This window comes from Ferroacidibacillus organovorans, assembly GCF_001642725.1.
Lineage (GTDB): Bacteria > Bacillota > Bacilli > Alicyclobacillales > SLC66 > Ferroacidibacillus > Ferroacidibacillus organovorans.
Genome location: NZ_LSUQ01000040.1, coordinates 1 through 23,179 on the forward strand (window position 1 = coordinate 1; position 23,179 = coordinate 23,179).

Sequence of the window (23,179 nt, forward strand, 5' to 3'; positions counted from 1 at the left end):
GGCCTACAGCGCAGGAGTGGAGTCGCATGGGTTGAATCCGCGTGCCGTCGCGGTGATGAAGGAGGCAGGCATCGATATCTCGTCACATACGTCAAAATTGATTGATGATGAGATTCTCAATCGCGCGGATTACGTGATTACGCTTTGCGGTGATGCGGACGATCGCTGTCCCATGACACCGCCTCACGTGATGCGTCTGCATTTTGGATTTGAGGACCCCGCCAAAGCCACTGGTTCAGAAGAAGAGATCATGGCCAAATTTCGAGAGGTGCGCGATGCGATTCACGACCGCATACAAACGTTTATCAAAGAGACAATGTGACGCGCAATTGAAAATCGCTGGGGCGCTCTAGCGCAAACCGATGCGTATGGGCTAGCGGACTGTGGTGTGATCCGCTGACCCATACGCATTTATACGCGATTCATGTGTGCTACGGTAGGTAGACGCTGCCGCCAGACTTGCGAAACTCGCTCGCTTGTGCAGCCATTCCGGCGGCAATCGCCTCTTCTTCTTGTATGCCTAAATTCTCCGCGTACGCGCGAATATCTTGAGTGATCCGCATGCTGCAAAATTTTGGCCCGCACATAGAACAAAAATGGGCCGTTTTGGCAGGCTCTGCGGGCAGTGTTTCGTCGTGAAAGGCGATGGCGCGCTGTGGATCAAGGGACAAATTGAATTGATCCCGCCAACGGAACTCAAAGCGCGCTTTAGAAAGCGCATCGTCACGCTGTTGCGCGCGCGGGTGCCCTTTTGCCAGGTCTGCCGCGTGCGCGGCAATTTTGTAGGTGATGACCCCCTCTTTGACGTCATCCTTATTCGGTAAACCCAAATGTTCTTTTGGCGTGACATAACAGAGCATGGCTGTCCCAAACCAGCCGATCATCGCAGCGCCGATGGCGGATGTGATGTGGTCATACCCCGGCGCAATGTCTGTTGTGAGCGGTCCCAACGTATAGAATGGCGCTTCGTGGCACACTGCCAATTGGCGATCCATGTTTTCTTTGATCTTGTGCATTGGGACGTGGCCAGGGCCTTCGATCATCACTTGCACATCATGTTTCCAGGCGATTTTCGTGAGTTCGCCGAGCGTTTCCAACTCTGCAAACTGCGCATCGTCATTTGCGTCGGCAATGGAGCCCGGGCGCAGGCCATCTCCAAGGGAAAAGGAGACATCATACGCTTTCATGATTGCGCAGATCTCTTCAAAATGCGTATAGAGAAAACTTTCTTGATGATGTGCCAAACACCATGCGGCCATGATGGAACCGCCGCGCGATACGATCCCTGTCACTCGCTTTGCCGTGAGGGGAATGTAGCGAAGCAAGACGCCTGCGTGAATCGTGAAATAGTCGACGCCCTGTTCAGCCTGTTCGATCAGCGTATCGCGATAAATTTCCCAGGTAAGTGCGGCAGCTTCGCCGTCTACTTTCTCTAGCGCCTGATAAAGTGGCACCGTTCCGATCGGCACAGGTGAATTGCGAATGATCCACTCCCGCGTGGTGTGAATGTTTTTTCCTGTCGACAAATCCATCACCGTGTCGGCGCCCCAAAGCGTCGCCCATTTCATTTTGTCAACCTCTTCTTCAATCGACGACGCGACAGCGGAGTTGCCGATGTTTGCGTTGATTTTGACATGAAAATTTCGCCCGATAATCATAGGTTCGCACTCGGGGTGATTGATGTTTGCCGGAATGATCGCGCGTCCTTCCGCGATTTCTTTGCGAATTTCTTCTGGATCGATCCCTTCGCGAATCGCGATGAACTCCATCTCTGGCGTAATCATTCCATTTCTCGCGTAATGCATCTGGGTGACCGATTGGCCTGGTTTGGCGCGCAGTGGTTTTCGCTTTAGTAAAGAAAAGGTTTCGTGTGTGTCTTTCGCGGTTGCTTTCAAGCCGTTATCGATAGGGAGAAGTGTTCGTCCATCGTACTCATCAACATCATTTCGCTCGAGGATCCAGGGACGTCGAAGCGCAGGCAGTCCTTTTTTTAGATCGGTGACCACCTTAGCGTCTGTATAGGCGCCGCTCGTGTCATAGACGCGCAGCGGTTCGTTTGTTTCACTCCCAGATCGTCCTTGGGAGTCGGCGAGTGTTATCTCACGCATAGGGACGCGCAGATCATCTCTTGATCCTTGTACGTCAACCTTTCTACTGCACGGAAAAAACTCAATATCAGTGGTCAAGTGAATGTGCCTCCCAGATAGAAAATAAAATGACCGCCGGAATTGCTCGCGGCGGTCTGCACAGTGACGTGTGCAAAAAAAAATCCTACGCTGGCATTATCCAGATCAGGTTGACGGTCGGCGACTTCATTCGCCCTCTCAGCCCGGTTTACCGAGCTCCCGTTGATCGATTAAATTGTAAGTTCAGCATAGCACTGATCCTAAGTTGTGACAACGCTACCTTCAGATTGGTTAGGAGAGTACATCGAAAAAGCATGTCGTACGTTTGCGAGTACAGGATTGCTTTTTTGTCTGCTTGTCGCCTATGATGAATCTAGGATTTCTTAGCGAAAATAAATGTAGTCTACAATTGCATAGGTAAAGAAAAGGTGTTCATTTCAGAGACGTCCACTGCAACGCGATGGACGAACCTCTAAGCATGTGAACTTAAAAGGGAAACCGGTTAAAGTCCGGTGCGGTCCCGCCACTGTAAGGGTGAGACTCGATCATCGCTCACTGAGCATACGCTTGGGAAGGTTGACGCGTGGCTGTGAACCTGAGCCAGGAGACCTGCCAACTTCTAAACACCCGCGAAAGGTATGCAGGTGAAATGTTGAATTTCGCCATTTGCACGCTTTCGTAAACCTACGGTCGATAGGGCGGTGTTTGTGGGCGGGACTTCTCGCGTACAAGCGCTCTATCCTATCGAGGGCGCTTGTTTTTGTTTGTATGCGCAAAGAAAAAGGGGAGTAAAGCGTATGGAACGACCGCGTATTGTCATTGCGGGCGCGAATAGCGGGGCTGGAAAGACGACCGTCACACTGGGCTTGCTCTCTGCGTTTATGAGACGTCACATGATTGTTCAAGGGTTTAAGGTGGGACCCGACTATATTGATCCAAGCTACCACACTGCGGTGACAAAGCGACCTTCTCGTAATCTCGATTCATGGATGATGGGACAGGATGTGATGCGCGAAGTATTTGAGCGGGGGAGCGAAGGCGCAGATCTCTCTGTGATTGAAGGCGTCATGGGGATGTATGACGGCAAAGACCCGCTTGAAAATACGGGAAGCACAGCGGAAGTGAGTGTCCTTTTAAAAGCGCCGGTGATTCTCGTGGTCAATGTCTCTAGTATGGCGCGAAGTGCGGCGGCGGTGGTACTTGGGTTTCAAACGCTCGATCCGAGCATTCATCTCGCGGGAGTGATTGTCAACCGCGTAGGGAGCAAGGGGCACTATGAGCTGGTGAAGGCGGCCATTGAACAGGTTTGCGGGGTACCCGTCGTCGGATATCTCACAAAGCAGGAAACCTTGCGGGTTCCCGAGCGCCACTTGGGACTGATCCCGGCGCTTGAACGCGGTGAATTGGGTGATCTCTTTGACGCGTTGGCAAACGCCGTGGAGGAAACGGTGGACACGAAGCTCATCCTGCAAATTGCGCGAGACGCGCCGCCGTTTGAAGCGGTCAAACCGACTTTGTTTTGCGGAGAAAAGCGTGCCGCCACGACGACGATTGCAATCGCGCGGGATCGGGCGTTCAATTTCTATTACCCTGAGAACCTCGAATTGCTTTCTTGGTATGGCGCAGAATTGGTTGAGTTTCGCCCGCTTGAAGGGGAGCCTATCCCAGAATCGGCGTGCGGCGTGTATATCGGAGGCGGCTTCCCTGAAGAGTACGCAGAAGAACTGAGTCATAAAACGGAGGTGCGCGCGAGCTTTCAGCGCGCGGTTCAGCGAGGGATGCCACTTTTTGCAGAGTGCGGTGGATATATGTATCTCGCGGATCAACTGATTGACCGTGCGGCAGCGCCGCACGCCATGGCGGGAATTCTAGGCATGGAGATTACCATGCAAGCGCGACTGTCTGCACTTGGATATCGCGAGGTGACGGCGTGTACAGATACACTGCTGCTAAAAGCGGGAGAATGCGCGCGTGGACACGAGTTTCACTATTCGACCGTTTCTCGAAAATGGGAAGAGTCTTGGCCATTCGCGTATGAAGTTGCGGGATTGCGCGGAGTGTTTCGCGATGGATACGCGTGTGGAAACCTTCTCGCCGGGTACACCCATCTGCATTTTGCGTCAAATAAGCAGATGGCGGAACGCTTCATTGCATCGTGCGCACACTGGCGGCGCAGCGCCGCCTCTGAACCTTTGCTGTCTTTGTGACATGGTTTCGATGGATAATGTTATGAGCAGGGGGCAAACGTGTATTGGCAAAATGTCTGATGGTGATGGGTACATCGTCTAACGTAGGGAAAAGTGTATTGTGCACGGCGCTCTGTCGCATCCTCGCGCAGGACGGTCACCGGGTGGCGCCGTTCAAATCGCAGAATATGTCACTCAATTCAGCAGTGACGCCATCCGGTCGCGAAATTGGCCGCGCCCAGGCTGTTCAGGCGGCCGCTTGTGGCATTCCCCCCAGTGAGCATATGAATCCCGTCCTTTTAAAGCCGACGAGTCACACCGCGTCACAAGTGATTCTAAAGGGTCGAGTTTATGAGACGAAGTCAGCGCGCGCGTATTTTACTGAGAGAACCGGAGAAATATGGGATGCTGTTGTCGAGAGCTTTCGCGAGTTGGAGCGTCACTATGACGTTTTGGTGATCGAAGGGGCAGGCAGTCCGGTTGAGATGAATCTAAAGCCGCGTGACATCGCCAATATGCGCACCGCAGAACTTGCTGACGCCGCGGTTCTGCTTGTGGCGGATATTGATCGCGGGGGGATTTTTGCATCCGTTGTCGGAACGATGCACTTGTTGACAGAAGAAGAACGGTCGCGGGTAAAAGGGATTATTGTCAACAAATTTCGCGGTGATCCGTCCCTCTTTGACGACGGGGTGCGCATGCTTGAAGCGTACGTTGGCGTACCTGTCTTGGGTGTCATCCCCTATCTACACGAAATTGGAATTGAAGAAGAAGATTCTGTCGCACTTGAAGAGGGACGTTATCGGCAACCCCAAATGCGACAAGAATCACAAACGTGTCTGCGGATCGCCATCTTGCAACTTCCTCATCTCTCAAATTTCACGGATTTTGATCCACTGTTTCTTGAACCGGATGTGCACGCTTATTTTTGCCTCCATCCGAATGAGGTGGTAGACGCGCACGTCGTGATTCTGCCTGGTTCAAAAAACACGGTCGATGATCTCATCTGGCTTCGCGCAAACGGATTTGAAGGTGTGCTCAAACAAAAACACGCCGATGGCGCATTTATCGTGGGAATCTGTGGCGGCTATCAGATGCTGGGCGAAGAGATTCGCGATCCGGACGGTCAGGAGTCGATGATTGAGCGGATTGCAGGACTTCGCGAACTCCCCATCGTGACAACGCTTGCGCGAGAAAAGACAACCGTGCTTGTTCATGGACAAGCTGAGGGACCGTTTGCGTCAATTCCGATCACAGGTTATGAGATTCATATGGGGGAGACTGTGTCGGGTGTGGCGCACCAAGCGTTTGCGAGGATAAAGACAGGCGCGGATGGCGTGTGGCGGGAGGATGGCGCGGTCAGTTCGGATGGATTGGTCATGGGGACCTATCTGCACGGTATTTTTGACAACGATGTGTTTAGACACGCGTGGCTTGAAGCAGTTCGAAAGCGTGTGGGGAGCGACGTTCACACGCGTTCTAATGTGACAATGTCTGTTCATCGATCGCAAGCGATGGATCGACTCGCGTCGACAGTGCGGGAGCATCTCGACATGCATGTGCTCTACAAACTTTTACACAGAGAGGTTGATTTGTGATGAAGATTTACACGCGCGGTGGGGATCGCGGAAAAACTGCACTGATTGGTGGGGCGAGACGATTTAAAGACGATGCGCGCGTGGAGGCGTATGGCGCCGTGGATGAGGCCGGTTCCTTTCTTGGGCTTGCCGCCAGTTGGCTTGAGTTGGACGGACAACGCGATCTCGTTGATCTGCTCACGCAGATTCAACAGACCCTCTGGGATGTCGGGGCAGATCTGGCGGCGCCCACCTCAGAAAAGTATACCTATCGAACGCCTGAAGATGCGGCGGGTCTCATTGAGCCGCTGATCGATCGATACAAAGAAGAAGCGGATGCTGTCAAACGCTTTATTCTGCGTGGTGGAACGGTTAGCGCATCCGCGCTGCAGGTTGCCTGTACGGTCGTGCGAAGGGCTGAGCGAAGAACGGTGAGTCTGATGCAACTCGAGGAGATCCATCAACCTGCGTTGCGCTATCTCAACCGATTGTCGGATCTCTTGTTTGTGCTGGCGCGTGCGGTAAACGCGCGCGCGGAGCAAAAAGAGGTGGAATACATTCACAGCACAGAGGTGTTTCGTGACTAGGGGAATCTGTAAACAAAGACAGGCGGCTTCTCGCGGGGGAAATGTAGTGTGAATTTCCCACTGCTTGCGACAGTCAGTCTTTTGGTCGATCGTGTCGTCGGCGATCCACGAATTCTCCCGCATCCTGTGGTGCTTATGGGAAACGTCACGCGTTTCATGGAGCGGCGATTAAACAAGTGGCAATCGGATCGCGCACGCGCTCTCCAGATGAAAGGTGTTCTTCTCACTCTCATGGTCACGGGCGGCTCCTTTGTCATCACGTCGTGGACCTGCATGATCGCAGCGGCGGTTTCTCCATTGCTCGGGATTTTTGTAAACATCTGGTTGATTTCAACGACGATCGCGTGGAAGGGGCTGAATCGCGCGGGACGTGAGGTATACACTGCGCTCACAACCCGGGATCTTGATGCGGGAAGGAAAGCAGTCAGCATGATTGTCGGGCGCGATTCTGCGCAAATGAATGAGTCAGAGGTCGTCAGGGCAACGGTTGAGACGCTTGCGGAAAATGTGGTGGATGCGATCGTTTCTCCCGTGTTTTTCGCCATGCTAGGGGGCGCTCCGCTCGCCATGGCCTATCGCGCGGTGAACACCCTCGACTCGATGGTGGGGTATAAAAACGATCGCTATCGCGCTTTTGGGTGGGCATCTGCGCGGCTCGATGATGTTCTCAATTATCTACCCGCCAGAGCGACGGTTCTATTGCTCTATTTCGCTCTACTCCGCGATCGACGTTCTGCAAACAGTGCTTGGCGTGTCATGTGCAGAGATGCGCGAAAACATCCCAGTCCGAATAGCGGATTTCCCGAATCCATGGTTGCGGGTGGACTTTCTATTCAATTGGGTGGGCTGAATTATTATGACGGTGTGCCGTCACACCGAGCGCAGATGGGCGATCCGTTTCGCTCGCTTACACCCGAGCGGATTCTTGAAACGGTTCGCCTTGTCGCGAAAACGGGATGGCTCCTTTTTAGCGTTGCTGGATTGATCACACTCCTTGTGGCGGGATATTTGAACAGGACCTGATGAGGTGACTGCTGATGCATGGTGGAAGAGTCTATGAATATGCTGAGCAAAGAGGCGGCGCTCTGGATGAAATTGTAGATTTTAGTGCAAATCTGCATCCTTTGGGGCCTCCCGAGACTGTCACCCACGCTCTTCAAGTTGCACTTCATCTGGTGCGACACTATCCTGACTCGCGTCACTTGCGCGTGAAAGAGGTTTTGGCAAAACGCTATGACGTTGCGATGGATCATCTGGTTTGTGGCAATGGGGCGTCAGAGGTCTTGGAATTGCTGTTGCGCGTTCTGGCGCCTCAGCGAACGTGGATTATGGAACCAGCGTTTCGTGAGTACGAAGCAATCGCCCGCAGAGTTGGGTCGAAAATCGAACGCGTATCGATGATGGCTTTTGGCGACCGATTTTATTTTCCGCTCAATCGAATTGTGGAATCGGCGCGCACTGGAGATTGCGTCGTCTTGAATACACCTCATAACCCTTCTGGAATGCACGTTTTAAAAGTCGATGTGTCGGATGCGGTCAACACTTTATTGGACCACAATGTAGATGTGATCGTCGATGAGTCATTTATCGATTTTTTAGAGAATGAAAAGTCAGAGACTTGGCTGCGTGAGTCGACGGTGAATCCTCATCTTCACACCATCCGCTCTGCCACAAAGGTGTTTGCCATTCCAGGATTGCGATTCGGGTTTGCCGTCGTTCACCCCGATGTCGCAAAAAAAATTGAGAGCGATCGCGATGGCTGGAGTGTCAATGTTCTAGCGCAAGAAGCGGCCATCGCCGCGTATCAGGATCGCGCATGGATTCTGCGGACGCAGCAGTGGCTCGTACAGCAGCATGCTTTTATTCACTCTAGTTGGGGGATGGATGCGCGCATACACGTCTATCCGTTTGCTGTGAATTTCTTTCTTGTTACGTTCTCACACGCCTCATTAAGTCGATTTATTCAAACTGAATTACACCGAAGCGGATATATTGTGAGAAATTGCGAATCGTTTCATGGATTGGGTGCATCGCATATGCGCATTGCGATTCGCACAGCAGAAGAAAATTACGCGCTCTGGAATGCGTATTTAAACGCGATGGACGCATATCAAGATCACTCCCCAATGTCATCATCTAAACGCAGAGGGGAGTCAGCGCATACTGTGGATGATGGAGACCATAAAAAATAAACGTGAACACTGCCGTCGCGATCGATGACCACTCGATCAAGCACTTGACGAAGCGCCAGGCGCAGTGTGCTGTCATCGTACGGTGTCGATGGTGTAAATAAGAGTGCTGCACCTAGTGACACCGTGTCTTCTGAAGAAGTGGGTGCTTGTTCGATCTTTTTTTCGAGAAGGCGGTTCATCTCACTCTGCAATATCCTTTCTTGATCAATGAGGTTTCGCTGACTCTCCTCAATGAGCGCAGTGGGGAAGATACCGCGACGAAACGCTTCCAGGTTGCGTTTTTGTTCTTTTCGATTGATAGAGATTTGCATTTTTAACGCTTGCATGCGCTGTTCACTTCGATCCACCCCTAAAGAGGCGATTTCCCTACGAGACTGTTGGAACTGGAGCCACCCAGAGTCTTCCTGAAATTTCCTGTTTAACACAGCAAAAATCATTTCGCTAAGCGTGTCATAATTTGTGGCGCTGTGGTTGTCACACGCTGCCTTGTTGATCCTTTTTACTTTTGAACACACAACATACTTATAGCGCTCTCGTTCACGTTTTTTGCGCCCTGTGACAATCATGCTTCCTCCACACGATGCGCATCTCAAGAATCCGGCGAGGAGATTGGCGCTTTGTTTGACACTCTTGTTGCGCGCTTTGAATTTCATGAGATGTTGCGCGAGATCAAAGCGATCTTGACGAATAATGGGTGGATGCGCGTGAGGGATAACGATCCAATCATCCTCGCTGCGAAATTGAAGACGCTTTACGGGAAGATCAATTCTGCGAGACTTTTCGATGTCATGCATCGTCGTGCGTTTGTGCGCAATAAGTGTGCCTACGTACACTTCGTGACGGAGAATGGCGTTTACGGTTGACGCTTGCCAGGCTGTGTTTTTCTGATACTGGTGCTTGAGTGCTGTGGGAACCTGTCGATGATTGAGTGTGTTTGCAATCTCTTTTGTTCCTTTTCCAGTAAGGTACATATCAAAAATTTCGCGCACGATAGGCGCTGTTTGTGGATCGGGGACAAGCTTTTTCGCACCGTCTTTCAAATAACCGTAGGGCGTGATGTTTCCGATGTGGCGTCCGCGGCGGGCGGATTGTCGCAGGCCGCGTTGAATCGCTCTTGACATTTCTTTGCTTTTATAGGCGGCTAACATTGCGTGAACGGTAAAAATCATTTCAGAATTGCGTCCCTCGATGGCAGAATCATAGCCCTCTTCAATACTGATCAAGCGTATTCCGTATACCTGTTCAAGTCGCTTCTTTGTGTTGAATGCGTCACTCAAGTCGCGGCTGAATCGGGAGATCGCTGTAAACAAAATGACTTCAAATCGCCCAGCCCGCGCATCAACGAGCATGCGCTGTACTTCATTTCGATGCGTCATCTCAGTCCCTGAAATACCTGCGTCATTATAAATCAGAGACGGATCTGTTTTGAGTTGAATGCGTTCGGCGTGCTCTTGGCACGTGGCAATCTGATTGGCAGGGGAGTCGCGTTGGGTGTCTGAGTCTGTCGATACGCGAACATAGATCGCGGCCCTTTTGATCATGGGTCATCGGTCCAGTGAAGCGAGAGGATGTTTTATAACTCCTGTGTCGACCGATTCACAATTTCGTTTTACATCGTCTAAGGCCAGTGCAAAGATGTGGACCGCCAGTTCTTCAAAAGAAGGCCCGTGATTTCGGAGGTGAAAAGTAATGATTTTTTCGTTTGTGAGTTTGCTTTGTTTCCATTTCACGCAATCGTCAAGGGAAACATGATTTAATGTCATTGCCGTCACGCTCCAGTCTTTATAACGGTATGCGGATGCGGCCTGTCAACTTGTTAAGCGAGTTTCCATATTGACTAACTCACTAATGTCATGAAAAAGCTAAACGTAAAAGGCCGGTCGCAGGCTGTTGTTGAATTGGTCAGACTGGGTGAAATACAGATTTAGTGAGATCCCCCCGTGTTTTTTCACAGGGGGGAATTTTTTCGGTATACTGTGATAAAATTTTCCTCATAGTTAGGAATGAATTGTGGAGGTATTATGGCGAGGGCTTACGGGTTATTTATTTTGGCAGGGCTCGCTGAAATTGGCGGGGGATACCTCGTCTGGCAATGGATGAGAAATGGGAAACCGCTTTGGGTCGGCATTCTTGGCGGGGTGATTCTTTTTCTTTACGGTGTGATTGCCACACGTCAGGAGTTTGCATCGTTTGGAAGAGTGTATGCTGCATATGGTGGGGTATTTATCATCTTATCCCTTTTGTTTGGATGGGGTGTAGATCATCGACGCCCAGACATTCAAGAGTGGCTGGGCGCCGCAATATGTCTCGTAGGTGTGTCCGTGATGCTTTTACGCAAATAAATAAACCCTAGAGAAAGAGGAGAATTCCCTCTTTCTCTAGGGCAGGGAGATTCAACAAGGATTAACCGAGTTGATTGATATGTTGCCCCTTTGAAGGCTCAACGCCGTGATCGCCGTCGTGATCACTCTGCGACGCCGCGGTCTGTAAGCTATTCGCAGTCGATGTTGTTTTATTGTGGGCGTTTGGACTCGCTGCACCCTGAACTAAACCTAAACCTGTTTGTGATGATAGACTTGTTATCATTCTCTTCGCCTCCCCGTGTAAAGAGAATATGGGTGAAAAAACTTACGAGTGGCTGGACGTGTTATAGACAGACCCTGTGACAGAGGTAGTACTGTTTGCCTGCAATTGAGAGATTGAAGACTGTAAGCGACTCTCAAATTGACTGAAATCACGTTGAGTCTTGGCTGCTTGACGATCCAGTTTTTTGGTGGCCTTCTCTAATTGGTGCAGCGTTTCCTTAGAGACATTCGTTACAGTCGAATCTCTTGCGACAAGGGATGTCAGCCGTTCCGCGTCGCTCTTGAATTTTTGGAGATCCTTTGCTTCGTTACGGGTGATTTCGCGGAGTATCTCTGAAAGATGACGTTCCAAGGAAGACGGCTTTTTGCTATTTTCCTGTTTGTGATCGTGGGAGAGCGTCTCTTTCATTCGCTCAATTGTTTTTTGCATCGTGGCGAGCTCATTTTTAATTTCCTGGAGTGTCGTGGCGCTTTTCAAATTCGCCATCTCTTTTTCCAAGGTTGTCGTGTCGATCTGTGCGGGTAGGGGAAGGGCAGTTATTCCGGATAATGTTCCATTTGCGCTGGCCGTCGTCGCCAGCGTAATGGACGTTTTTGCTTGCGCGATGAGACTGTCGAGGGATTGGCGAGATGAATCTACAGTGGTTTGGTCTGTCGTCAAAGCAGTTTGTGCGGAAGCGAGCGCCTGCACGTCACTTACCGTGTGGTGTGTGTCTGCAAATGCAGGCAACGTGGTAGTGAGCAAGAATGCAGAAGTCGTTAAAAGAATCAATCGTTTCATCGGAATTCCTCCTGGCATCATTTTGCCCATCGGGGGAGAGCGATGGCAACTGGCTGGCTTGAGGCAAGTAGAATCTCTGCCTGTTAGCCCCTTTAGCTTTGCGTCACGCGTTTTCACGCATTTTGCCTTAATAGGACTATACCATAGTTTTACAGTTTGTCCAGCCCTCTAGAATTCAAATTATGTAAAAAGAATGGTTTTGTTGTTGTGCACGAGAATGCGATCTTCTGCATGCCATTTTACGGCGCGCGCAAGCACGTTTTTTTCGATGAGCCTACCGATCTTTTTGAGTGATGGAACATCATCGCTGTGTTTGACACGCGTGATATCCTGCTCGATGATTGGACCTGCGTCTAGTTCATCTGTGACATAATGTGCTGTCGCGCCAATAATTTTCACACCTCGATCATAAGCGCGTTCGTAAGGGCGAGCGCCACTAAAAGCAGGTAAAAAGGAGTGATGAATGTTAATGATTTGATTAGGATAGTGCTCTATCATTTGAGGTGAAAGAATCTGCATGTAGCGCGCGAGTACGATGAGATCGACACGTGATTCGAGGAGGCGGAGTTGCGCGTTTTCAGCGTCTATCTTCGTGTCTTTTGTGATGGGTATATAATGAAAGGGGATAGAAAACTCATGCGCTGTTTTTTTATAGAGATCGTGATTGCTGATGATCATCGCAATGTCGACAGGTAGCATATGGGTTCGCTGTTGCCAAAGAAGTTCCATAAGGCAGTGATCTTCTCGCGAAACGAAGATGGCGACACGCAGTCGTTGATTCGGATCGGTGAGGCGGTAGGTCATTCCTGAAGAAGTTTTAAGCTTGAGGAGATGGCAATTCAAATCAGTCAGTGCATGCGCCCCGTGATGGTCAAATGCGATGCGCATAAAAAACATTCCGTCCGTTGGATTTGTACTGAATTGCGCTGATTCAGTGATATTTGCGCCGATTTGATAGAGCGCGGAAGAGACGTTTGCGACGATGCCGGGCTGATCCTTGCAACTCACGAGAAGGCGGGCTTTTTCGTTGTACTGTCGCATGGGATTTTGCATTCCTTTTTGGGAATAGTTTACCATAAAAGGAACCGTTCACGAAAAGATCGGATGCGTTGACGTAGTTTACATCCGATGTGTACAATAAACGATAGTAAATAGGCGAAGGACGGTTGCTGGTGACCTTTCAAGAGGAAAGCAACGTTTTTGAGATTGAGCGGTTACTGCGAGCGATCGCGGGAACGGTTCGCAAAAAAGGACGATCGATTCTCGTTAACTTTGATATCACAATTCCTCAGTTCGACGCGTTGGTTTACGCGTTTGAATCCGGAAATGTAACGATTGGCGATCTTAGTGCAAAACTTGGTCTCGCGTACTCTACAACGACTGATCTGGTGGACCGCTTGGCGCTTCGGGGATATGTGGTGCGAGTGCGCGATGATGAAGACAAGCGCGTTGTGAGGGTGCGGGTTCAAGAGGCGGGACAGCGATTAATCGATGAAGTGCTGCGTGCGCGGCGCGCGTATTTATCAGGTGTCCTTGAGAAGCTGGCAGACACGGAACAACTTCATTTGAAGTCAGTACTCCAATTATTAGAGCGGCACCTCATCTAGCGGCGCCTTTGCAGGGGCCGTTTTTTTATGTGAACATACGATGGGGTATGATGACGAGGTGAGAGAATGCGCAATCAACCGATCGGTGTTATGGATTCGGGCGTGGGCGGAATGACCGTGGTTGCAGAGCTATTTCGCCAATTGCCCCGCGAATCCATTCTCTTTTATGGTGACTCTGCACGTTGTCCTTATGGCAATCGACCCGCAGAGGAAATTCGCGCATTCACATTCGAGGCGCTTGATTATCTCGTTTTGCAAGGTGTCAAGATGTTGGTGATCGCGTGTAACACCGCCACGGCGATCTGCCTGAGCGAAGCGCGCGAACGGTATGCCATCCCGGTGATTGGCGTCATATCGCCGGGCGCCCGCGCAGCGATTGCCGCAACGACATCCCATCGCATTGGTGTGATTGGAACGCGCGCAACGATTGAATCGGATCGGTATGCGCGAGCACTTCAGATGATTCATCCGGATTTATTTGTTGCGAGTCACGCTTGCCCGCGATTTGTAGATCTGGTAGAGTCGGGCCGCTTTGATGACCCGGCGATTCTTGATGAGATTGAAAAAGAGCTTTTGCCACTCCAATCGCGCGAGATCGATACATTAATCCTAGGATGCACACACTATCCCTTGCTTGCAGATGCGATCTCTGTTGTGATGGGGGAAAGGGTGACACTGATTAACTCTGCCGAAGAAACGGCGCGTGATGTCAGTCACTGGCTTTCTGAAGAAAATCTCATGAGGGAAGAAGGGCATCCTCCCACACACGTGTTTTTGACATCGGGAGAGATTGAACCTTTCAGGGAGATTGCGCTTCGCTGGCTTGGCTTTTCACCCTTCGTCTCACAGGTGCGTGTTTGGGAGCAGAGCTGCTTTGATTCGCCGCGCGTGAGGTAAGTGCAATTTGCTGTTTGAGTTAATGTCCTGGAGGTTTATTGATGCGAGTTGACGGACGTCACGCAGATGAATTGAGACCGATTACGATAACGAAACATTTTATTAAACACGCGGAAGGTTCTGTGTTGATGGAAACGGGTGACACCAAGGTCATCTGCACCGTCTCGGTGGAAGATAAGGTGCCGCCATTTTTACGAGGACAAGGCCAAGGTTGGGTCACGGCGGAGTATGCAATGATACCACGCGCAACGGATACACGCACACAGCGCGAGGCGCAAAAGGGCAAACTGACGGGTCGCACCATGGAGATTCAGCGCCTTATTGGTCGTTCACTGCGGGCAGTCATCGATTTAAAGGATCTTGGAGAGCGCACGCTCTGGATTGACTGCGACGTGATTCAAGCGGACGGTGGGACGCGTACAGCTGCGATTACCGGATCTTTTGTCGCGGTTGTCGAGGCGCTCGCGACACTAAAGCAGCGCGGGGTACTCAAAAAATTCCCTGTGAAAGATTATTTAGCGGCGACCAGTGTGGGCATCCTTGACGGCAACGTGGCGCTAGATCTGTGTTACGCGGAAGATTCTAAGGCGGAAGTCGACTGCAATGTGGTTATGACAGGTCGTAGAGATCTTGTCGAGGTACAAGGTACGGGTGAATCGGCTGTCTTTTCGCGTGCGCAGCTATCTGAGATGCTCGATGTTGCAGAGCGTGGTATCGCAAACCTCGTCGAGCAACAAAAGCTTGTTTTTGGGGAGTGGAATGGTTGGATTGCGGCGGCGGGCGCCTTAAAATGACGCGTACTGCAATTTTACTAGCGACAACCAATGAGGGGAAGCGCGCGGAATTCGCCGACTTGTTGGCGCATTCTTTCGCGCGTGTTGATGCATTGCCGCATGCGTTTGTGATGCCAGAAGAAACAGGTGTAACTTTTTTGGAAAACGCGCGCATCAAGGCGCATGCCGTTGCGCGTGCAACGGGACGTGTGACGCTTGCGGATGATTCGGGCTTGGTCATTGACGCGCTCGGAGGAGAACCGGGCGTCCGCTCGGCGCGCTATGCGGGTGAGCGGGCAACGGATGAAGCGAATCGAACGCTTGTTTTGGAGCGAATGAAAGCTATACCGCGCAATGAGCGGACGGCTCGCTTTGTGTGCGCGCTTGTGCTCGTCGATCCGGATGGGCAAACGATTGAAGCGCAGGGAGAATGTTTCGGGATGATTCTTGACCGTCCGAAAGGGGTGCAAGGATTCGGTTACGATTCGCTCTTTTTTGTTCCAGAGTGGGAGAAAACATTTGCCGAAGTTTCGCGAGAAGAGAAGGCGAGGATGAGCCATCGCGCCCGCGCGTTGCAATCGCTTATCGACAAGCTGGGGGAGCGTATGACGCGATTTTAAAATGAGTGTCTCATTTGCCAAAGTGGGGAGCCGCACCTTATAATAGTTCGGTATATGCAGACGAAGAAGCGTATGTTTTTAGGGAATGCGAAGCGCGGCGTCAACTTACATAGAGAAGGCGCGCGATCTGCGCCTTAGATACGGTATGGAGGTTTATGGAAATGGCAAAGTGGGAAAAGACAGCAGTGAATGTTGGCGTTCTTGAAATTGAGGTCGATGAGTCGCGAGTCGCAGAAGCGCTTGAGCGCGCATTTAAAAAAGTGGTACGGGACGTAAACGTTCCTGGTTTTCGCAAAGGCAAAGTGCCTCGCAAAATTTTCGAACGCCGCTTTGGCGTTGAGAGTCTTTATCAGGAAGCGCTCGATCTCCTTCTTCCCGAGGCGTATTCAGAGGCTGTGCTCGAGCAGGAGATTGACCCGGTTGATCGTCCGCAGATTGACATCACGCAAATGGAAGCGGGAAAACCGCTCCTGTTTAAAGCCACTGTAACGGTGCGTCCGGAAGTTACACTCGGAGAATACAAAGGCATTTCATACGAAGACAAATCGACTGAGGTAACTGATGAAGAAATCGCAGAAGAACTTGCGACGATTCAAAAGTCACACGCCGAACTTCGAAATATTGAAGACGGGCAAATTGAAGATGGCGATAGCGTCACGATTGACTTTCGCGGCACGGTCGAGGGTGAGTTATTTGAAGGCGGAGAAGCTGAGAACTACCAACTGGAGATCGGTTCCAAAACGTTTGTCCCGGGGTTTGAAGAGCAACTGATCGGACTCGCTCTCGGACAGGAGCGCGACATTGAGATCACATTCCCGGAAGACTACCACGTCAAATCGCTCGCCGGACAAAAAGCGATCTTTCATGTGAAACTTCACGAGATCAAGCGCCGCGTCTTGCCGGAACTTGACGACGAGTTTGCAAAAGATGTCAGCGAGTTTGAGACGTTCGAAGAGTATAAGAAGTCGGTTGTTGAGAACCTGGAGCACCAACGCGCACACGAGCGCGAACATGAGATCGAGAATGAGATCATTGAAAAAGTTGTGGCGGGCGCTACGCTCGAAGTTCCTGATGTCATGGTCGAACAGGAAATTGACGCGCAACTGAATGAGTTTGGGCAACGTCTCGCCCAACAGGGAATTCCGCTTGACGCGTACAAAGAATTTACGGGCGCGACGACGGAAGAGTTGCGCCAACAATTCAGGGAAGATGCAATCCGTCGCGTAAAGACGTCGCTCGTAATTGAAGCAGTTGCCAAGGCGGAGGCGCTGGAAGTTTCCGATGAAGCGGTGGATCTTGAACTGCAAAAGTTGGCTGACTCATCAGGACTGCCATTTGACCGCGTAAAGGAAATTTTCCTCACGCGCGACCCTGGGTTCATCAGCCTGCGCGCCGACTTGCAAATGAAAGCCGCGATTCGCCTCCTCGTCGAACATGGCGTCAAGGCGTAAAATTGTGTAGAATAAAGAAGATGTCGAAGGGTGAAGCTTCTTTAAGCACAGCCCTATTTGACAAGATCCATCAGTCGGGAAACTGGAGGTCATATGATGAACCTTGTACCTATGGTCATTGAACAGACCAACCGCGGCGAGCGTGCGTACGATATTTATTCGAGACTCTTGAAGGATCGAATTATTTTTATCGGCACGCCGATTGACGACTTTGTCGCGAACTCTGTCGTTGCGCAGTTGCTCTTCTTGGCCTCTGAAGATTCCGACAAGGATATCAGTATCTACATCAACAGTCCAGGCGGATCTGTGACGGCGGGGATGGCGATTTTTGACACCATGCAATATATTAAGCCGGATGTATCGACCATTTGCGTCGGACTTGCGGCGAGCATGGGGTCGCTGTTGTTGACGGCGGGCGCCAAAGGGAAACGGTTTGCACTCCCCAATAGCGAGATCATGATTCATCAACCGCTGGGTGGCGTGCGCGGGCAGGCTTCAGACATTAAAATCCATGCCGAGTGGATCCTCAAAACAAGAAACAAATTGAACCTTATCTATGCTGAACGAACAGGACAACCTCTGTCGCAGATTGAACTTGATACGGATCGCGACAATTGGATGAGTGCAGAAGAGGCTAAAGCGTACGGGCTCATCGATGAGGTGGTCTTGCGTCCGAACGCAAGATAGGGGGGAAAGGCGTGTTTAAATTTAACGACGACAAGGGTCAACTCAAATGCTCGTTCTGTGGAAAAACGCAAGATCAGGTGCGCAAGTTGGTTGCTGGACCTGGTGTGTATATCTGTGATGAATGCATCGAGTTGTGCAATGAGATCGTCGAAGAGGAACTGGGCGACGAAGAAGAGTTTGAACTCAAGGATGTGCCAAAGCCCGTCGAGATTAAATCGATTCTTGACTCGTATGTGATCGGTCAGGAACGCGCAAAAAAATCGCTGGCTGTGGCTGTTTACAATCACTACAAACGGATTAACACGGGATCAAAAAATGAAGATGTGGAATTGTCCAAGAGCAACATTCTTCTGATTGGGCCTACTGGATCTGGAAAAACACTTCTCGCACAGACGCTTGCGCGAATTTTAAACGTACCTTTTGCAATAGCGGATGCCACGTCGCTTACAGAAGCAGGCTATGTGGGCGAGGACGTTGAGAACATTCTCTTAAAGCTGATTCAAGCGGCTGACTACGATGTTGAGAAGGCAGAACGCGGTATCATCTATATCGATGAGATTGATAAAATCGCTAGAAAGAGCGAAAATCCATCGATCACGCGGGATGTCTCAGGAGAGGGTGTTCAACAAGCTCTCCTCAAAATTCTCGAAGGTACGGTTGCGAGCGTTCCGCCTCAAGGTGGACGCAAGCATCCGCATCAAGAGTTTATTCAAATCGACACAAGCAATGTCTTGTTTATCTGCGGAGGCGCGTTTGATGGCATGGATGCGCTGATCAAACGAAGATTGGGCAAAAAAGTGATCGGGTTTGGAACGTCGGAAGAATCGCGCCAAGCGGTGGCTGATAAGGCGGTTTTGTCAAAGGTCTTGCCTGAAGATCTTTTGAAATTCGGCTTGATTCCAGAATTCGTCGGCCGTCTGCCTGTCATTACGACGCTTGAAGCGCTCGATGAGGCGGCACTTAAACAAATTTTGACCGAACCGAAAAATGCTCTCGTGAAACAGTATCAGCGTTTGCTTGATATGGATTCCGTCGAGCTTGAATTCTCGGATGAGGCGTTATCTGAGATTGCGATTGAGGCAATCAAACGGAATACGGGCGCGCGCGGTTTGCGTGCGATCATCGAAGGAATCATGCTTGATGTGATGTACGATCTGCCGACGCGTACAGATGTGAAAAAATGCATCGTAACGCGTGACACGGTGGTCCAGCGCGAAGAACCGATTCTCGTGCTTGATTCGGGGCCGGTGACCGACAAGAGCAAGAAGAAGAAAAAAGAAGAGACTGCATAGCGGTTATTTCTTTAAATGTGTGTCGCAATCGTCCGCCTTTGGCGGACTTTTTTGTTTATTTCGGCCTTCTCGTGGCAAGAATGAGGATGGACAGGGTGTGCAAGAAGGCACAATTCACCACCTGACGAGGCGAGGAGGACACGGATGAATACGACCATGATGATACTTGCGATCGTGCAGGTACTTTTTGCGGGGATTGTAGGGATGTATTTTTTTAATCAATTGCGCGTGCAACAAAGCCACCGCGTTACGATTGATCGCGAATCAACGAGAGAATTAGAGAAACTTCGCAAAATGCGTGCGATTGCACTCACAGAACCTTTAGCGGAGCGCGCGCGGCCGAATTCGCTCCACGATTTGGTGGGACAGGCGGATGGTATTCGCGCATTGCGCGCTGCGCTCTGTGGCCCTAATCCACAGCACGTTCTGATTTATGGACCGCCAGGTGTGGGTAAGACGGCTGCGGCACGCGTTGTATTAGAAGAGGCGAAACGCACACCCGGTTCTCCGTTTGAAATGGATGCCGTTTTCTTTGAAATCGATGCGACGACAGCGAGATTCGATGAACGCGGCATTGCTGATCCGTTGATCGGCTCTGTTCACGATCCGATCTATCAGGGAGCAGGGGCGATGGGGATCGCTGGTATTCCGCAACCGAAATCCGGGGCGGTCTCGAAAGCGCACGGCGGTGTTCTGTTTATTGATGAGATTGGCGAACTCCACCCAATACAGATGAACAAATTGCTTAAAGTTCTTGAGGATCGTCGAGTGAATTTTGAGAGTGTCTACTATAGTCCGGATGATCAAAACATCCCGCTCCACATTCACGATATGTTTCAAAATGGGCTTCCCGCCGATTTTCGTATGGTGGGTGCGACGACGCGCAGTCCGCAGGAAATTCCTCCGGCGATTCGCTCGCGCTGCCTCGAAGTCTTCTTTCAACCGCTCACCAAAGATGAGGTGCACATCATTGTCAGGCGTGGCGCAATGAAAATTCCCCTTGAGATGGAAGACGAAGCGATCGATGTCGTGACACGTCACGCGACGAATGGTCGCGAAGCGATCAACATGGTGCAACTCGCGGCAGGTGCTGTTTTGACGGAGAAACGGTCGGTAATCACTGTAGAAGATATCGAGTGGGTCGTTCACTCGAGTCAACTTCCACCGCGCCCTGAGCGAAAAATTCCGAAGGAACCGCAAGTTGGAACGGTTAACGGATTGGCCGTATTTGGTCCTACGTCTGGCGTCCTTTTGGAAGTTGAAGCCACGGCGACCAACGCGACGCACAAAGGGCGTGGCACGCTTTCGGTGACGGGTGTCGTCGACGAAGAAGAACTGGGTGGTGGCGGACGCGTCATGCGGCGGCAGAGCATGGCTCGCTCATCGATTGACAATGTGCGAACAGCGCTTCGAAAAATCTTGCCGGTGGCTCTTTCAGACTATGATGTACATGTGAATTTCCCTGGAGGCGTCCCTGTGGATGGCCCATCGGCAGGTGTTACGATGGCCGTTGCCATTTATAGCGCGATCACGGGTATTCCGGTAGACAATACGGTCGCTATGACGGGAGAGGTGACCCTCCACGGCGCGGTGCGCCCTGTAGGGGGCGTAATTGCAAAGGTTGAGGCAGCGAGACAGAGTGGCGTCAAAAAGGTTTTGATTCCGCGCGAGAATGACCAGGCGCGTCTTCACGCAGAGGATATCGAAGTGATTCCTGTAGATACGGTCGCAGATGCACTGATTCACGCACTGTACCAATCGGGGACATCCGGACTTCGAGCGACGACGGGAAGTGCCCGCACATCATTCCCTGCCGGCGGCGCGTCGGCTCACCTATAATCTGGTAACTTGGTTCCGAAATTGCATGGAGATGGACAGTCTACTGGCGACTGTCCATCTCTTTTCCATATGTGCAGTTAGACTTTCGAGAAATCATTCGATACAATGCTCAGTGACACTGACCTAGGAGTGAACCAGATGGCGAGTGCAGACGACACGGACGAACGCATCGTTCCACTTCTTCCGTTGCGAGGACTCTTGGTGTTTCCTGCCATGGTATTGCACCTCGACGTAGGACGAGAGCGATCGGTACGGGCGCTTGATCGCGCGATGGTAGAGGATCACACCCTCTTGTTGGCAACCCAAAGGGATTCACAAGAAGATGAGCCGGACGCAGATGGCATCTTTAGCATTGGCACACTGGCACGCATCAAGCAGATGATCAAATTGCCAAACGGCACGATTCGCGTGCTCGTGGAAGGCATCAAACGCGCAGAGATTCTTTCTTTTGAGAATACGGATGATCTATTTCGCGTACAGGTGCGCGAGATGGATGAGGAAACCGTCCGGACGCCTGAGATTGACGCGCTCGTGCGTGCGCTCTCCCAACAGTTTGAACAGTATCTGAAAATATCTAAAAAACATTCTCCAGAAATTCACGCAGCCGTCGCTGATCTCGAAGATCCTGGGAGAATGGCGGATGCGATCGCTGCAAACTTATCACTCAAGATTCGTGACAAGCAGTCGATTCTTGAGGCAACGGATGTGAAGGTGCGCATCGAGCTGCTCCTTCAGATTTTGTCGGATGAGCGTGAAATTCTCGAATTGGAAAAGAAGATTGGTCAGCGCGTGCGCAAACAGATGGAGCGCACTCAAAAAGAGTACTATTTGCGCGAACAGATGAAGGCGATTCAAAAGGAACTCGGTGAAAAAGAAGGACGCACGGGTGAGGTTGAAGAGCTACGCGATCAGTTGGCCGCGCTACAATTGCCTGAAGCGGTTCTCGAGCGCGTTGAGAAGGAACTGGACCGTTTGGAACGCATTCCACCTTCGTCCGCCGAGGGCTCTGTCGTAAGGACGTATGTGGATTGGCTCTTAGGCATCCCGTGGACGAATGAGACGCCATCTGACATTGATATTCGTCACGCGCAAAAGGTGTTGGATGAGGATCACTATGGGCTTGAGAAGGTCAAGGAGCGCATCATTGAGTATCTCGCCGTAAAAAAACTGGTCGAGGTGCATCGCGGACCCATTCTTTGTCTCGTCGGGCCACCTGGTGTTGGGAAAACGTCGCTCGCCAAATCGGTTGCGCGCGCGCTCGGACGCAAATTTGTGCGCATCTCTCTCGGCGGTGTTCGCGACGAGGCGGAGATTCGCGGTCATCGACGTACATACATAGGCGCACTTCCGGGACGCTTGATTCAGGGCATGAAGACAGCGAGCGTTAAGAACCCGGTGTTCTTGTTGGATGAGATCGACAAAATGGCGAGTGATTTTCGGGGTGATCCGGCGTCTGCCATGCTGGAAGTGCTCGACCCTGAACAAAACAGCACGTTTAGCGATCACTACATAGAGCTTCCTTATGACCTTTCAGATGTCATGTTCATTACGACCGCCAATGGTGTACACGGGATTCCCCAGCCGCTTCTTGACCGCATGGAAACGATTTATGTGTCGGGGTATACAGAGGTCGAGAAACTGCGTATTGCGATGGATTATTTGTTGCCAAAACAGCGCAAAGCGCATGGACTTACAAAGGATCGACTCGCAGTGAGCGAAGAAACGATGATGAAATTGATTCGCGAGTACACGCGGGAGGCGGGCGTGCGCAACCTTGAACGGCAAATTGCGGCGCTCTGTCGCAAAGCGACAAAAATAATTGTCTCGGGAGACAAAAAACGGGTTGTCGTCTCAGTAAAGACACTCCCAACCTATCTTGGGCCTGCGCGGTTTCGCTACGGAATGGCAGAAACTCAAGATCAGATTGGTGTAGCGACCGGGTTGGCGTGGACTGAGGCGGGTGGGGATACGCTCGCCAT

The 23,179-nt window shown here is 51.2% G+C and carries 21 protein-coding genes, 1 pseudogene and 3 riboswitches; of the genes and pseudogenes, 17 read left to right on the forward strand and 5 right to left on the reverse strand.

The window, feature by feature from the left end:
• The coding region (locus AYW79_RS11200; protein ID WP_472341755.1) for an arsenate reductase/protein-tyrosine-phosphatase family protein at positions 1–322 on the forward strand (322 nt) is incomplete at its 5' end.
• Between the two features lie 109 nt (positions 323–431).
• Here the strand turns inward: AYW79_RS11200 and thiC are convergent.
• On the reverse strand, positions 432–2,186 hold the full coding sequence (gene thiC / locus AYW79_RS11205; protein ID WP_231877841.1) for a phosphomethylpyrimidine synthase ThiC: 1,755 nt from the start codon (positions 2,184–2,186) through the stop codon (positions 432–434).
• 65 nt (positions 2,187–2,251) lie between these two features.
• A riboswitch (TPP riboswitch) is annotated at positions 2,252–2,359 on the reverse strand.
• Positions 2,360–2,553: 194 nt separating this feature from the next.
• A riboswitch (cobalamin riboswitch) is annotated at positions 2,554–2,740 on the forward strand.
• Positions 2,741–2,923: 183 nt separating this feature from the next.
• On the opposite strand from thiC, the gene AYW79_RS11210 reads away from it, so the two are divergent.
• From AYW79_RS11210 to AYW79_RS11230, 5 genes are read left to right on the forward strand one after another with little or no spacing between them, the layout of a single operon-like run.
• Entirely contained in the window at positions 2,924–4,333 is a 1,410-nt protein-coding gene (locus tag AYW79_RS11210) for a cobyrinate a,c-diamide synthase (protein WP_067565781.1), read from the forward strand.
• A 44-nt stretch (positions 4,334–4,377) separates the two neighbouring features.
• Positions 4,378–5,910 (forward strand): cobyric acid synthase, encoded by a 1,533-nt coding sequence (locus AYW79_RS11215; RefSeq protein ID WP_067565783.1) that lies wholly within the window; start codon positions 4,378–4,380, stop codon positions 5,908–5,910.
• A complete protein-coding gene (locus AYW79_RS11220; RefSeq protein WP_067565786.1) occupies positions 5,910–6,476 on the forward strand; it encodes a cob(I)yrinic acid a,c-diamide adenosyltransferase in 567 nt (188 codons plus the stop codon). Before AYW79_RS11215 ends, AYW79_RS11220 begins: the two co-directional genes overlap by 1 nt.
• 48 nt (positions 6,477–6,524) lie before the next feature.
• The gene (gene cbiB / locus AYW79_RS11225; protein ID WP_143216145.1) at positions 6,525–7,499 is read left to right on the forward strand and encodes an adenosylcobinamide-phosphate synthase CbiB; all 975 of its coding nucleotides are present in this window, start codon (positions 6,525–6,527) and stop codon (positions 7,497–7,499) included.
• A 14-nt stretch (positions 7,500–7,513) separates the two neighbouring features.
• Positions 7,514–8,668: a pyridoxal phosphate-dependent aminotransferase gene (locus AYW79_RS11230; protein WP_067565790.1), complete on the forward strand. Its 1,155-nt coding sequence runs from the start codon at positions 7,514–7,516 to the stop codon at positions 8,666–8,668.
• On the opposite strand, the gene AYW79_RS11235 is transcribed toward AYW79_RS11230, so the two are convergent.
• The gene (locus AYW79_RS11235) at positions 8,593–10,209 is read right to left on the reverse strand and encodes a recombinase family protein (RefSeq protein WP_067565794.1); all 1,617 of its coding nucleotides are present in this window, start codon (positions 10,207–10,209) and stop codon (positions 8,593–8,595) included. The genes AYW79_RS11230 and AYW79_RS11235 overlap by 76 nt on opposite strands.
• A gap of 300 nt (positions 10,210–10,509) precedes the next feature.
• On the opposite strand from AYW79_RS11235, the pseudogene AYW79_RS16105 reads away from it, so the two are divergent.
• Positions 10,510–10,596, forward strand: a pseudogene (locus AYW79_RS16105) (helix-turn-helix domain-containing protein); the annotation flags it as partial.
• A 93-nt stretch (positions 10,597–10,689) separates the two neighbouring features.
• Positions 10,690–11,010, forward strand: coding sequence for a YnfA family protein (locus tag AYW79_RS11245; RefSeq protein WP_067565802.1), 321 nt, complete (start codon positions 10,690–10,692; stop codon positions 11,008–11,010).
• Positions 11,011–11,071: 61 nt separating this feature from the next.
• Here the strand turns inward: AYW79_RS11245 and AYW79_RS15590 are convergent, their stop codons facing one another.
• The 3 genes from AYW79_RS15590 to purU all read right to left on the reverse strand — a co-directional run bounded on the left by AYW79_RS15590 (position 11,072) and on the right by purU (position 13,075).
• A complete protein-coding gene (locus AYW79_RS15590) occupies positions 11,072–11,254 on the reverse strand; it encodes a hypothetical protein (RefSeq protein WP_143216146.1) in 183 nt (60 codons plus the stop codon).
• 42 nt (positions 11,255–11,296) lie between these two features.
• Positions 11,297–12,034 carry a GAS domain-containing protein gene (locus tag AYW79_RS11250; protein WP_067565803.1) on the reverse strand — a complete coding sequence of 246 codons (738 nt, stop codon included), beginning with the start codon at positions 12,032–12,034 and terminating at the stop codon, positions 11,297–11,299.
• Between the two features lie 41 nt (positions 12,035–12,075).
• A riboswitch (cyclic di-GMP riboswitch) is annotated at positions 12,076–12,171 on the reverse strand.
• A 43-nt stretch (positions 12,172–12,214) separates the two neighbouring features.
• Complete coding sequence (purU, locus tag AYW79_RS11255) at positions 12,215–13,075, reverse strand: formyltetrahydrofolate deformylase (protein WP_231877843.1); 861 nt, start codon at positions 13,073–13,075, stop codon at positions 12,215–12,217.
• 131 nt (positions 13,076–13,206) lie between these two features.
• On the opposite strand from purU, the gene AYW79_RS11260 reads away from it, so the two are divergent.
• From AYW79_RS11260 to lon, 9 genes are all read left to right on the forward strand, one after another.
• Positions 13,207–13,641 carry a MarR family winged helix-turn-helix transcriptional regulator gene (locus tag AYW79_RS11260; RefSeq protein WP_231877842.1) on the forward strand — a complete coding sequence of 145 codons (435 nt, stop codon included), beginning with the start codon at positions 13,207–13,209 and terminating at the stop codon, positions 13,639–13,641.
• A gap of 66 nt (positions 13,642–13,707) precedes the next feature.
• The gene (gene racE, locus AYW79_RS11265; protein WP_067565809.1) at positions 13,708–14,538 is read left to right on the forward strand and encodes a glutamate racemase; all 831 of its coding nucleotides are present in this window, start codon (positions 13,708–13,710) and stop codon (positions 14,536–14,538) included.
• Positions 14,539–14,579: 41 nt separating this feature from the next.
• Positions 14,580–15,332 carry a ribonuclease PH gene (gene rph, locus AYW79_RS11270; protein ID WP_067565811.1) on the forward strand — a complete coding sequence of 251 codons (753 nt, stop codon included), beginning with the start codon at positions 14,580–14,582 and terminating at the stop codon, positions 15,330–15,332.
• Positions 15,329–15,931 (forward strand): RdgB/HAM1 family non-canonical purine NTP pyrophosphatase, encoded by a 603-nt coding sequence (gene rdgB / locus AYW79_RS11275; protein ID WP_067565814.1) that lies wholly within the window; start codon positions 15,329–15,331, stop codon positions 15,929–15,931. The genes rph and rdgB overlap by 4 nt, the downstream gene beginning before the upstream one ends.
• Positions 15,932–16,092: 161 nt before the next feature.
• A complete protein-coding gene (gene tig, locus AYW79_RS11280) occupies positions 16,093–17,382 on the forward strand; it encodes a trigger factor (RefSeq protein ID WP_067565817.1) in 1,290 nt (429 codons plus the stop codon).
• 96 nt (positions 17,383–17,478) lie between these two features.
• Entirely contained in the window at positions 17,479–18,069 is a 591-nt protein-coding gene (gene clpP, locus AYW79_RS11285; RefSeq protein ID WP_067565820.1) for an ATP-dependent Clp endopeptidase proteolytic subunit ClpP, read from the forward strand.
• An 11-nt stretch (positions 18,070–18,080) separates the two neighbouring features.
• Positions 18,081–19,361 carry an ATP-dependent protease ATP-binding subunit ClpX gene (clpX, locus tag AYW79_RS11290; RefSeq protein ID WP_067565823.1) on the forward strand — a complete coding sequence of 427 codons (1,281 nt, stop codon included), beginning with the start codon at positions 18,081–18,083 and terminating at the stop codon, positions 19,359–19,361.
• A gap of 144 nt (positions 19,362–19,505) precedes the next feature.
• On the forward strand, positions 19,506–21,200 hold the full coding sequence (gene lonB / locus AYW79_RS11295; protein WP_079290185.1) for an ATP-dependent protease LonB: 1,695 nt from the start codon (positions 19,506–19,508) through the stop codon (positions 21,198–21,200).
• 138 nt (positions 21,201–21,338) lie between these two features.
• Positions 21,339–23,179 (forward strand): endopeptidase La (gene lon, locus AYW79_RS11300; protein ID WP_067565825.1); only part of this gene is annotated, 1,841 nt, incomplete at its 3' end.